The 11,726-nt window shown below is 30.5% G+C and carries 11 protein-coding genes; 9 read left to right on the forward strand and 2 right to left on the reverse strand.

Features of this window, described 5'->3' with window-relative positions; genetic code table 11:
* Positions 1-845, reverse strand: an 845-nt coding sequence (gene gldA / locus AADI82_RS09950) for a gliding motility-associated ABC transporter ATP-binding subunit GldA (protein WP_341216294.1), incomplete at its 3' end; no start/stop codon positions are given.
* 284 nt (positions 846-1,129) lie between these two features.
* Here gldA and AADI82_RS09955 point away from each other — a divergent pair.
* From AADI82_RS09955 to AADI82_RS09970, 4 genes are read left to right on the forward strand one after another with little or no spacing between them, the layout of a single operon-like run.
* Positions 1,130-1,957: a prephenate dehydratase gene (locus AADI82_RS09955; protein WP_341216295.1), complete on the forward strand. Its 828-nt coding sequence runs from the start codon at positions 1,130-1,132 to the stop codon at positions 1,955-1,957.
* Positions 1,954-3,099, forward strand: coding sequence for an aminotransferase class I/II-fold pyridoxal phosphate-dependent enzyme (locus AADI82_RS09960; RefSeq protein WP_341216296.1), 1,146 nt, complete (start codon positions 1,954-1,956; stop codon positions 3,097-3,099). Before AADI82_RS09955 ends, AADI82_RS09960 begins: the two co-directional genes overlap by 4 nt.
* A 2-nt stretch (positions 3,100-3,101) precedes the next feature.
* Positions 3,102-3,953 (forward strand): prephenate dehydrogenase, encoded by an 852-nt coding sequence (locus AADI82_RS09965; RefSeq protein ID WP_341216297.1) that lies wholly within the window; start codon positions 3,102-3,104, stop codon positions 3,951-3,953.
* Positions 3,954-3,964: 11 nt separating this feature from the next.
* Positions 3,965-5,047, forward strand: coding sequence for a bifunctional 3-deoxy-7-phosphoheptulonate synthase/chorismate mutase type II (locus tag AADI82_RS09970; protein WP_034043234.1), 1,083 nt, complete (start codon positions 3,965-3,967; stop codon positions 5,045-5,047).
* An 81-nt stretch (positions 5,048-5,128) separates the two neighbouring features.
* Here the strand turns inward: AADI82_RS09970 and AADI82_RS09975 are convergent, their stop codons facing one another.
* Positions 5,129-5,581: a hypothetical protein gene (locus AADI82_RS09975; RefSeq protein WP_341216298.1), complete on the reverse strand. Its 453-nt coding sequence runs from the start codon at positions 5,579-5,581 to the stop codon at positions 5,129-5,131.
* A 201-nt stretch (positions 5,582-5,782) separates the two neighbouring features.
* On the opposite strand from AADI82_RS09975, the gene rsgA reads away from it, so the two are divergent.
* The 5 genes from rsgA (at position 5,783) to AADI82_RS10000 (ending at position 11,705) form a co-directional block, all read left to right on the forward strand.
* Positions 5,783-6,733, forward strand: coding sequence for a ribosome small subunit-dependent GTPase A (rsgA, locus tag AADI82_RS09980; protein ID WP_341216299.1), 951 nt, complete (start codon positions 5,783-5,785; stop codon positions 6,731-6,733).
* Positions 6,730-7,182, forward strand: coding sequence for a D-aminoacyl-tRNA deacylase (dtd, locus tag AADI82_RS09985; RefSeq protein ID WP_341216300.1), 453 nt, complete (start codon positions 6,730-6,732; stop codon positions 7,180-7,182). The genes rsgA and dtd overlap by 4 nt, the downstream gene beginning before the upstream one ends.
* Positions 7,183-7,707, forward strand: coding sequence for a metal-dependent hydrolase (locus tag AADI82_RS09990; protein WP_341216301.1), 525 nt, complete (start codon positions 7,183-7,185; stop codon positions 7,705-7,707).
* Between the two features lie 77 nt (positions 7,708-7,784).
* Positions 7,785-9,695, forward strand: a complete 1,911-nt coding sequence (locus AADI82_RS09995; protein WP_341216302.1) for a DUF3857 domain-containing transglutaminase family protein — start codon at positions 7,785-7,787, stop codon at positions 9,693-9,695.
* Between the two features lie 3 nt (positions 9,696-9,698).
* Positions 9,699-11,705: a DUF3857 domain-containing protein gene (locus AADI82_RS10000; RefSeq protein ID WP_341216303.1), complete on the forward strand. Its 2,007-nt coding sequence runs from the start codon at positions 9,699-9,701 to the stop codon at positions 11,703-11,705.
* Positions 11,706-11,726: the final 21 nt, after the last annotated feature.

The raw sequence follows: 11,726 nt of genomic DNA on the forward strand, positions 1-11,726 counted from the left end.
TTGAGTTGAAGAATTTTTAATTGATTATCGTGTGCAAAATCAAACACGTAAGAGCGCATGTCTTCAGTGGTTTTAAATGTGATTTCGTAAACAAAATCATAAGTATTTACAACGCGTTCTGCTTTAGGTAGTTTTAATAAAAAGGCATCTTCAACACGGTAATCGAACTCCACAATAACGGTTTGTTCTTTGCCTTCGCGAAGTTCTGTCAACTTTTTATCAGCAACTATTTCCCCTTTATTAATAATAATAACACGATCACACATCGCTTCAACCTCTTGCATAATATGCGTAGATAAAAATACGGTTTTGGTTTTTCCAATGTTTTTTATAAGATTTCTAATGTCTATAAGTTGATTAGGGTCTAAACCTGTTGTAGGTTCATCTAAAATTAAAACATCAGGATCGTGTAATAAAGCATTGGCTAAACCTACACGTTGTCGATAGCCTTTGGAGAGCTGTCCAATTTTTTTGTGAATTTCTGACGTTAAACCAGTAAGTGCAATCACTTCGGCAATACGTTGTTTGGAAACTTTATAAATATGCGCATTAAAAACCAAATATTCTTTGATAAACATATCTAAATACAACGGATTGTGCTCGGGTAAATAGCCAACACTTTGCTGAACGCTTTGGGAGTTTTCATTTATATCAAATCCATTTACTTTAGCAACACCATTTGTAGGGTTAACATAGGTGGTTAATATTTTCATCATAGTCGATTTACCAGCGCCATTAGGTCCTAAAAAACCAACAATTTCAGGTTTATCAACCTTAAAAGTAATATTGTTTAAAGCTTTTTGATTTCCGTAATGTTTCGAAATTTCTTTAACCTCTATAGACATATTTAAAATATTTATTCAAAAATAATGATTATCTAATATTATATTAGTTTTACTGTAAAATCTTTAAAATTTTTAATAAATGAACAAAAAACTATTTGTACAATTTTGATTTCTTAAATAATTAATTACTTTAGCCACGTATTTAAGACAACAACAATGCATTATACATATTTTAACAACTGGTTTTATTTCTTTTTTAGCAAAAGGAACGAGGCGTTGTATGTATAATTTATAACTATAAATTTTAATATGAGTCTCGATGAAAATCGGGACTTTTTTTATATATGATAAAAACAGTAGCTATACAAGGTGCGAAAGGATCAAATCATCATAAAGTGGCACGAGACTATTATGGTGAAGATATTTTACTAAAAGAGTGTTTGTCTTTTGATACTTTGGTAGATAGTTTATTAGATAAAACATCTAGTCAAGCCATTATGGCTATAGAAAATACAATAGCAGGTTCTATTATTCCTAATTATGCACTAATAGATAAGTATAACCTACACATTTGTGGAGAAAGGTATTTGAATATTCATCATCATTTAATGGCATTGCCAAATCAGAAAATAGAAGATATAAAGGAAGTGTGTTCGCATCCTATGGCACTGTTACAATGTAAAGAGTTTTTTAAGCAGTATCCGCATATTAAATTAGTTGAAGATGTTGATACCGCTGAGGTTGCAAAAAGAATTGAAAAACATCAATTAAAAGGTGTTGCAGCAATAGCACCTAAAATTGCAGCAGAAATTTTTGGGTTAGAAATTCTTGAAGATGACATTCAAACCATGAAGGATAATTCTACGCGGTTTGTAATTATTCAAACAGAACAACCTAATAATGGAATTGATCAAATTAATAAAGCATCTATAAAGTTTCAATTAGATCATAAAAGAGGAAGTTTAGCCGCTATTTTAAATGTATTAAGTGATTGTAAAATGAATTTAACTAAAATTCAATCCTTGCCAGTTATTGAAACCCCATGGAAGTACGCTTTTTTTGTTGATGTAACTTTTGATGCTTATGAAGATTATAAAAAAGCAAAATCTATAGTAGAAATTATGGCAACAAAATTTAAAGTTTTAGGAGAATATAAAAATGCCAAGATATGATTGAAGTTGCTAACCGATTGCATACCGTTGAAGAATACTACTTTTCTAAAAAATTAAGAGAAGTTAATACGCTTATTGCTAAAGGGAACCCCATTATTAATTTAGGCATTGGTAGCCCAGACATGGATCCACCACAAAAAGTAATTGATGCATTAACTGATGGATTATTAGATGTGAATGCACATAAATATCAAAGTTACCAAGGACTTCCAGAATTAAGAGAAACTATTGCAGATTTTTATAAAACGCATTTTTCGGTAAACTTAAGTACAAATACAGAAATTCTTCCATTAATGGGAAGTAAAGAAGGGATTATGCATATTTCGATGGCATATTTAAATGAAGGCGATGAGGCTTTAATTCCAAATCCAGGGTATCCAACTTACCAATCGGTAACAAAGTTAGTAGGTGCAAAACCTGTTTTTTACGAACTTGATGCAGAGAATAATTGGTTGCCAGATTTAAAGAGTTTGGAAAAATCGGATTTGAGTAAAGTAAAATTAATGTGGGTTAATTATCCACACATGCCAACAGGAGCACAACCAACAAAGAACTTGTTTGAAGATTTAGTAGCCTTTGCAAAACGCCATAATATTTTAATAGTAAACGACAATCCGTATAGTTTTATTCTAAACGATTCACCTAAAAGTATATTGAGTGTGAAAGGTGCAAAAGAGGTGTGTCTAGAACTTAATTCGTTAAGCAAAACTTTTAATATGGCAGGATGGAGAGTAGGTATGGTTCTTGGAGATAGCGTGCATATTAATAATATTTTAAAGGTTAAGACCAATATGGATTCTGGTATGTTTTATGGCATTCAAAAAGGAGCTATTGAAGCTTTAAAATGTTCTAAAATGTGGTTCAGTACTTTGAATAGCGTATATCAAGAACGACGAGATTTAGTTTGGGAATTAGCCGATGCTTTACATTGTACTTACGATAAAAATGCTACGGGACTTTTTGTTTGGGCAAAATTACCAGCGTTAATAAAAGCAGAAGCGTTTATCGATTTAATACTTAAAGAGAATCATATTTTTATAACACCAGGAACCATATTTGGAAGTCAAGGTGAAGGGTATATTCGGTTTTCTTTATGTGCTTCAACAGAAGTTTTACAAGAAGCAATAGCTAGAATAAAGTAAGAATGAAAAATATATACATAATAGGCGTTGGTTTAATAGGAGGTAGTCTTGCCATTGATATTAAAAAGAATAATCCAGATATGATTATTCATGGTATTAGCAGAAAAGATGCCACATTAGAAACTGCTTTATCACTTAATTTAATTGATAAAAAAGCCACTTTAGATGATATTAAGCATGCAGATTTAGTTATCGTTTCTATTCCAGTAGATGCTACGGTAAAATTGTTGCCAACTATTTTAGATAAAATTTCGGATAATGGATTGGTTGTAGATGCAGGGTCTACTAAAGTAGATATTTGTAAAGTGGTTGAAAATCATCCCAAACGAAGAAATTTTTTAGCCATGCATCCTATTGCAGGTACAGAACATTCTGGTCCAAGTGCCGCAATTCCTAATTTGTTTGTTGGCAAAACAAATATTATTTGCGAGGTTGAAAAAACTACATTTAAGCTTCAAGAAAAAGCATTAAAATTGTTTACAGATATAGGGATGCGTATTAGATATATGAATCCAGAAGCACACGACAAACACATTGCTTACATGTCGCATTTATCTCATATTAGTTCATTTATGCTAGGTAAGACAGTTATTGAAAAAGAAAAGAATGAACGTGATATTTTTGATATGGCTGGTAGTGGGTTTGCATCAACCGTTCGATTAGCAAAAAGTTCGCCAGAAATGTGGACACCCATTTTTAAACAAAACAAAACCAATGTTATTGAAACATTAGAAGAATATATCACAAATCTCACACATTTTAAAGAGTTAATGAAACAAGACGATTTTGATGCGATTTTTAACGAGATGAAAGATACCAATTATATAAAAGATATTTTAAACGGAATTAGTTAAGTAGTGAAATTATGGAAAACAAAAAAGAAATGAGAACCTGGTTAGATGATTTAAAATTAGATCATCCTTTAGTAATAGCAGGACCATGTAGTGCAGAAACCGAAGAGCAAGTATTAAAAATAGCACACGAGCTTAAAGATACAGATGTTAGCTATTTTAGAGCAGGTATATGGAAACCAAGAACACGCCCTGGAATGTTTGAAGGCGTTGGGGCTTTGGGTTTAAAATGGTTGCAAAAGGTAAAAGCAGAAACTGGTATGAAAACAGCAACCGAGGTTGCTAACGCAGCACACGTAAAATTAGCTTTAGAGCATGATATAGATTTATTGTGGATTGGAGCACGTTCTACGGTAAGTCCGTTTATAATGCAAGAAATTGCCGATGCTTTACAAGGTACAGATAAACCAGTGCTAATAAAAAATCCTGTAAATCCTGATTTAGCCTTATGGTTAGGCGGTATAGAAAGAATTTATAAAGCTGGCGTTAAAAATATTGGAGCCATTCATAGAGGGTTTTCAACTTACGAAAAATCTAAATACAGAAATAACCCAGAGTGGCAATTAGCTATTGAGTTTCAAAATAAGTATCCAGACATTGCTTTAATTAACGATCCGTCTCATATTACAGGTAAGAGAGATATGATTTTTGATGTGTCTCAAGCTGCATTAGATTTGAATTTTGATGGGTTAATGATTGAAACACATTTTGACCCTGATAATGCTTGGAGTGATGCTGCGCAACAAGTAACCCCATCTAATTTAGTACAAATTATGAAGGATTTAAAAATAAGAAAAGAAACAGATTCTGAAACAGAGTATAATAAATCTCTTGATAATTTAAGAGCACAAATTGATGTTGTAGATAATCAAATTATTAGTTTATTAGGTAAGCGTATGGTTGCTGCAGATGGTATTGGAGCACTTAAAAAACAAAAAAATGTTGCCGTTTTACAAAGTAAGCGTTGGAATGAAATTTTAGGAAAAATGGTTTTGGAAGGACAAGACCATGGTTTGAGTGAAGAGTTTATTTTAAAAATGTTTAAAGCTATTCACCAGGAATCTATAAATCATCAAGAGAAGATAATTAATGGGTAATTGATTAAAGTATATTATAAGTAAAGGAAGCCTCATTGTAATAATTATTACAATGAGGCTTTTATGTAAAAAAGAATTAAATTATTGTTTATTTCTTTTAAAGATATAACGCGTGATAAAAATACCTTGCCCATCACCTTTTCCGCCTTCACTTTCTACACCACTAGTTACAAAAGCTAATTCCCAACCTTCTTCAATCATGGTGTTTATTTTTGATTCGATTAGGGCATCATTAGCAGCAATGTTTTGAAAACGAATTCCACCTAAATTATAAAAATTTAAAAGTTTAGTTTCATCGAATCCTTTAACTCTTATTTCGCTACGTTTAGATTTATTACGAGTATTATCTTCTTCTGTTTGTGTTGAAGTAAACTGTTTGTAATCTTTTGTCTCATTAGCACTAATAATTCTTGAACGCCCTAAGCCATTAGGTACAATAGACTCTACACTAGTTACAATTTTGTACTCAACTTGAGCAGTTGCATCCATAAATGCAAAAAGGCTAATAGCCAAAACAATAAATAATTTTTTCATGTTGTTGATTTTTGATTAAAATTAAGATGCTAAAATATAAAAATATACGACAAAGTGATTAAAAAATACGATTAAATGTTTATTTTTGATTTAAAGGTGTGATTTTAGGCAGTATAAAAGATTATTAATTTTGTAAAAAGCCTTTATATTGATTAGGGTCATTCAATATAAAAATTGTTATTTTGTGATTTATTTAAATGAATGACAGGACGCATATATAAATCTACAGGGAGTTGGTACACCGTTAAAACCGAATTAGGGGAGACTTACGAATGCCGTATAAAAGGTAAATTTCGTTTAAAAGGTATTAAAAGTACCAATCCAATAGCCGTTGGAGATATTGTAGATTTTGAATTGGAAACCGACAATAATCAAGAATCTGGGATTATTCATAAGATACACGACAGGACAAATTACATTGTTAGAAAATCAGTAAACTTATCTAAACAAACACATATTATTTCAGCGAATATCGATTTGGTATTTTTAATGATTACTATAAACAATCCGCCAACACTAACCAGTTTTATCGATCGTTTTTTGGTTACAGCTAATGCATATTCTATTAAAACAGTTTTGCTTTTTAATAAAATTGATACTTATGACGAAGATACGCTAAATGAAGTTAAATATTTAGCACATGTTTACAGAAAAATTGGCTATGAGTGTATTGGTGTCTCTGCAGTTACAGGTAAAAATGTAGATAAGGTAAAAGCGTTAATGTTAGGAAAAGTAAGTATGTTCTCTGGTCATTCGGGAGTTGGCAAATCGACACTTGTAAATGCGATTGAACCTTCATTAAATATAAAAACAAAAGAAATCTCCACACAACACATGCAAGGGCAACATACTACAACTTTTGCAGAAATGTTCGATTTAAGTTTCGATGCCAAAATTATCGATACACCAGGTATAAAAGGTTTTGGTGTTGTAGATATGGATAAAGAAGAAGTAGGTGATTATTTTCCCGAAATATTTAAATTAAAGCAAGATTGTAAATTCAATAATTGCTTGCATACTAAAGAACCAAATTGCGCTGTAAAAAAAGCTTTAGACAATGATGAAATAGCCTTTTCACGATACAGAAGTTATTTGCAAATTATTGAAGGCGAAGACGAGCATTATAGAACTGATACTTGGGAAAAGGAATGAAAGTAGTAATTCAAAGAGTTTCAAAAGCAAGTGTAACTATTGAAGGTGAAAAAGTAGCTTCAATAGAAAACGGATTATTAGTGTTTTTAGGAATTGTAAATGAAGATAGTCAAGAGGATGTAAAATGGTTGACAAATAAAATAATAAATCTTCGCATTTTTGATGATAAAAATCATGTAATGAATAAATCATTGCTAGATGTTAATGGCAATGTTATTGTAGTGAGTCAATTTACATTACACGCATCAACCAAAAAAGGAAATAGGCCTAGTTATATTAAAGCAGCAAAACCAGATGTTGCCATTCCGTTATACAAAGCTTTTATTAATCAGTTAGAATTAGATTTAGGGAAGTCAATCCAAACAGGAGAGTTTGGTGCCGATATGAAAGTAGAACTACTAAACGATGGTCCTGTAACTATAATAATAGATTCCAAAAATAAAGAGTAAATGGCTTCAGTTTTTGGGCATAGTGTGGTTGGTTATACTTTGACTAAATTAATTAATACTAAACATAGTAAATTACTTTTATTAGGTGCTATTTTTTCAACTATATTACCAGATTTTGATGTTATAGGTTTTAAATTTGGAATTCCATATTTGCACCCTTTTGGACATCGTGGATTTACACATTCTATTGTTTTTGCTCTTTTATGGGCACTTGTTTTAATGTTTGCTTTTGGTAGAAAACATAAACTTATTTGGTTTTTAGTCATATTGTTATCCACAATATCGCACGGAGTTTTAGATGCCATGACGAGTGGTGGAGAAGGCGTTGGTTTTTTTATTCCGTTTAATAACAATCGGTTTTTCTTTCCTTTTAGAGAAATAAAAGTATCACCTATTGGTATAGAAAAGTTTTTCTCAGAATGGGGACTACGTGTTATTTTTAGTGAAATAAAGTATATAGTTTTCCCTTGTTTTATTATATTAGCTGTAAGAATTTTAATTAAAAAAGCGAGGAGAAATTTCTGAAAATATGATTTTCCTCATATAAATATGGGTTTTGTTCCTTTATATTTATGGCTTTAATCTAGTTAAAAAATCAAACTATGACTCTAAAACCTATTGCGAATATTGTAATGCTATTCGCAACATTAACTGTTTTTTCTCAAGATAGTTTATATTCTAGTTTAACAATTTCTAAAGATTTAAGAGAAAATTCCAATGCTGTTATTAGGCTTAATGAGCTTGTTATTTCGTTAAAATCTTCTAGCGAAATGTCTGTTAAAGAAAAAAGAATTATAACCGTATTAAATAAACAAGGAAACAAAAATATTGATGCCTATGTGCATTACGATAACAATGTAAAAATTAAAACTCTTGAAGTTTTAGCTTTTGATGCTTTTGGTAACGAAATAAAGAAAATAAGAAAGAACGATTTTAAAGATGTTAGTGCTGTAGATGGAGGTACTTTATATTCAGATTCCAGAGTAAAATATTTAGAGTACACACCCATTAATTACCCATATACCATTGAGTTTACTTATGAAACTATTACAGGTAATACAGCTTTCATTCCATCATTTACACCAATTGATGATTATTTTGTTAGTGCAGAAACAAGCTCTTATACTATTAATTATCCTGAGGATATTACCATTAGAAAGAAAGAAAAAAATATTGAAAATATAGATATTGAAAAAGAAGACAGTGTAGGTGAAATTTCATATAAAACAAAAAATTTGACAGCATTTAAGCCAGAAGATTATAGTCCGTCTATGGTAGATTTCGCTCCAAAGGTTTTATTTGCTTCAAAACAATTCACTCTAGAAGGCGTAAATACGGTTGTTGAAAATTGGGATGATTTTGCTAAATGGATGTATCACGATTTAATTAAAGTGACTCACGATTTACCAGAAAAGACAATCAACGACATTCAAAATTTAGTTAAAGATGAAACCAATGATATTGATAAAGCTAAAAAAATATATCAATATGTTCAAGATAAAGTCAGGTATATAAGTGTGCAAGTTGGTATTGGTGGTTGGAAGCCGTTTAACGCATCAGAGGTAGATAGGTTAAGCTACGGCGATTGTAAAGCACTAACTAATTATACCATGTCGCTTTTAAAAGCAGCTAATATTGAATCTAATTATAGTGTAGTTTACGCCGGAAGTTCTCAAAAAAATATTGAGGAAGATTTTACTTCAATTCAAGGGAATCATGTTATTCTTTCAATACCAAATGATGATGAAACAGTTTGGCTTGAATGCACCAGTCAAAAACTACCATTTGGCTTTATTGGAGATTTCACTGATGATAGAGATGTACTAGTAATTACGCCAGAAGGCGGAAAAATCAAGCACACAAAAAAATATAACACAGAAGAAAATACGCAAATTATTAAAGGCAATTATACGGTGTCTAATGATGGAGCTATTAATGTAAGTATAGTAGTTAATTCTAAAGGCATTCAATACGACGATAAATATTTGCTAGAATCTAAAACTGAAAGAGATTTAGATGAACACTACAAAAAACGCTGGCGATATATTAATAATATAATTATAGATAATATAGAAATTATTAATAACAAAGACAATATTGTGTTTACTGAAACTCTAAATTTTCAAGCAACAAATTACCCTAAAATAGTTGCAAATAGAATGCTTATAACGATTAATGCTTTAAACCGAAATACACATATTCCAGATAGATATAGAGACAGAAAGTTACCTTTAAAAATAAAAAGGGGTTTTAAAGATATTGACGAGGTTGAAATTACATTACCACAAGATTATAAAGTAGAATCGTTACCAAACAAGAAAGTCATAGAAAATAAATTTGGGACTTATAAATCCGAAGTTGTTGTTAAAGACGAAAACACTTTGCTTTATAAAAGAGAGTTTGTAGTTAACGATGGCGAATTCCCAAAAGAAGATTACAGTAAATTTAGAACATTTTATAAAGAAGTTTCAAAACAAGATAACGCCAAAGTAGCATTAATTAAAAAAGAATAATAAATGAAAAATGTAATTACAACATTAACAATATTATTTATTTGTCAAATATCTATAGCTCAAGATTATAAATTTGGTAAAGTTTCAAAAGAAGAACTACAAGAAAAATTTAACCCATTAGATTCATCGGCAAGTGCAGCATATTTATATAAATACAGAAAAACATTTTTTGAATATCAGAAAGATAAGGGTTTTCAGGTTATAACCGAAGTGCACGAACGCATAAAAATATATAATCAAGAAGGGTTTGATTATGCTACAAAAGCTATAACTCTTTATAAGAGTGGTTCTCATCAAGAAAATACTACTGGTTTAAAAGCCTATACTTATAACTTAGTTGATGGTAAAATTGAAGATGTTAAACTTAAAAAAGATGGTGTTTTTAAAACAGAAAAATCAAAATACCGTAACGAGACTAAATTTACAATGCCTAACATCAAAGAAGGTTCGGTTGTGGAATATGAGTACAGAATAACATCTCCTTTTTATCAAAATATAGATGAGTTTCAGTTCCAGCATGCTATTCCAATAAAAAAGTTAGAGGCCCAATTTCAAGCTCCAGAGTATTATAATTTTAAAGTAAATATGAAAGGGTTTTTACAAATAAAACCTAAAATAGAAAACAAAAGAGATAAAATAACATTTAGTAGTAAAAGCAGAACGGGTTATAGGGTGTCCAAAACAAGCTTTAATTCTTCAGATTTAGAATTTATGAAAGAAGTAACAACCTATAACTTAGATAATATCCCTGCCTTAAAAGAAGAGCCTTATGTAAATAATATAAACAATTATAGGTCGTCAGTTAAATACGAATTATCCTTTGTGAAAATGCCACAGTCTACAATAGAATATTATTCCACAACATGGGAAGATGTGGTTAAAACCATTTATAAAAGCTCCAGTTTTGGTGCAGAGTTAGATAAATCTGGATATTATGAAGATGATATCGACGTGCTTATAGGTGCCGTTTCAGACCCTAGAAAAAGAATGGATTTAATTTTCGATTTTGTAAAATCTAGAGTAAAATGGAATAGCTATTATGGTAAATATACTAGTGATGGCGTTAGGAAAGCATATAAAGAACAGGTTGGTAATGTTGCCGAAATTAATTTGATGCTCACCTCCATGTTGCGTTACGCAGGTTTAGAGGCAAACCCCGTTTTAGTTAGTACCAGGCATAACGGAATACCTTTATTTCCAACACGAGAAGGCTATAATTATGTAATTTCTTGTGTCGAGTTACCAACAGGTAATGTGTTGTTAGATGCTACCAATAAATATGGTTCGCCAAATATATTGCCATTCAGAACTTTAAATTGGGATGGCAGAATTATTAAAAAAGACGGAACCTCTAGTTTAATTAGTCTGTACCCTAATACTAATTCTAAAACTTCAATTTCAATGATGGCTAATTTATCTAAAGAAGGCGATTTAGAAGGGAATTACAGAAGTATAAAAACAAATCATTCAGCTTTATCATACAGAGAACGTTATAATAATGTAGATGAAAATGATTTTTTAGAGAAACTTGAAAACAAATACGATGGTTTAGAAATTTCGGATTTTAAAGTAGCAAATGCTGTTGAGCTGTCTAAACCAGTCATGGAATCGTATAAATTTTTTAAAGAAAGTCAAGCCGATATTATAGGCGATAAAATATATTTTTCACCTTTATTTTTTTTAAGAACAAAAGAAAATCCTTTTAAATTAGAAAAAAGAGAATTTCCAGTAGATTTTGGTTACCCATCTTCAAGCACATACAGAATAACAATTAACGTGCCAGAAGGCTATAAAGTCGAGTCAATACCAGAAGGTACTGCTTTAGTTTTACCAGATGATTTAGGAATGTTTAAATATATATTATCTCAAAACGGATCAACAATACAGTTATTAATAGACGCTAAAATGAATACATCAATTATATCGCCTTTGTATTATGAAACTTTAAAAGCGTATTTTAAACAACTCATAGAAAAAGAAAACGAACAAATAGTTTTAACTAAAGCATAATGGATATTAAAAACGCACAAA

It is taken from the genome of uncultured Wocania sp., from assembly GCF_964021735.1.
Lineage (GTDB): Bacteria > Bacteroidota > Bacteroidia > Flavobacteriales > Flavobacteriaceae > Wocania_A.

Coding starts and splice junctions, on each gene's coding strand:
- AADI82_RS09955 (WP_341216295.1), top strand. CDS start 1,130: ATGATAAAAACAGTAGCTATACAAGGTGCGAAAGGATCAAATCATCAT.
- AADI82_RS09960 (WP_341216296.1), top strand. CDS start 1,954: ATGATTGAAGTTGCTAACCGATTGCATACCGTTGAAGAATACTACTTT.
- AADI82_RS09965 (WP_341216297.1), top strand. CDS start 3,102: ATGAAAAATATATACATAATAGGCGTTGGTTTAATAGGAGGTAGTCTT.
- AADI82_RS09970 (WP_034043234.1), top strand. CDS start 3,965: ATGGAAAACAAAAAAGAAATGAGAACCTGGTTAGATGATTTAAAATTA.
- AADI82_RS09975 (WP_341216298.1), bottom strand. CDS start 5,581: ATGAAAAAATTATTTATTGTTTTGGCTATTAGCCTTTTTGCATTTATG.
- rsgA (WP_341216299.1), top strand. CDS start 5,783: ATGACAGGACGCATATATAAATCTACAGGGAGTTGGTACACCGTTAAA.
- dtd (WP_341216300.1), top strand. CDS start 6,730: ATGAAAGTAGTAATTCAAAGAGTTTCAAAAGCAAGTGTAACTATTGAA.
- AADI82_RS09990 (WP_341216301.1), top strand. CDS start 7,183: ATGGCTTCAGTTTTTGGGCATAGTGTGGTTGGTTATACTTTGACTAAA.
- AADI82_RS09995 (WP_341216302.1), top strand. CDS start 7,785: ATGACTCTAAAACCTATTGCGAATATTGTAATGCTATTCGCAACATTA.
- AADI82_RS10000 (WP_341216303.1), top strand. CDS start 9,699: ATGAAAAATGTAATTACAACATTAACAATATTATTTATTTGTCAAATA.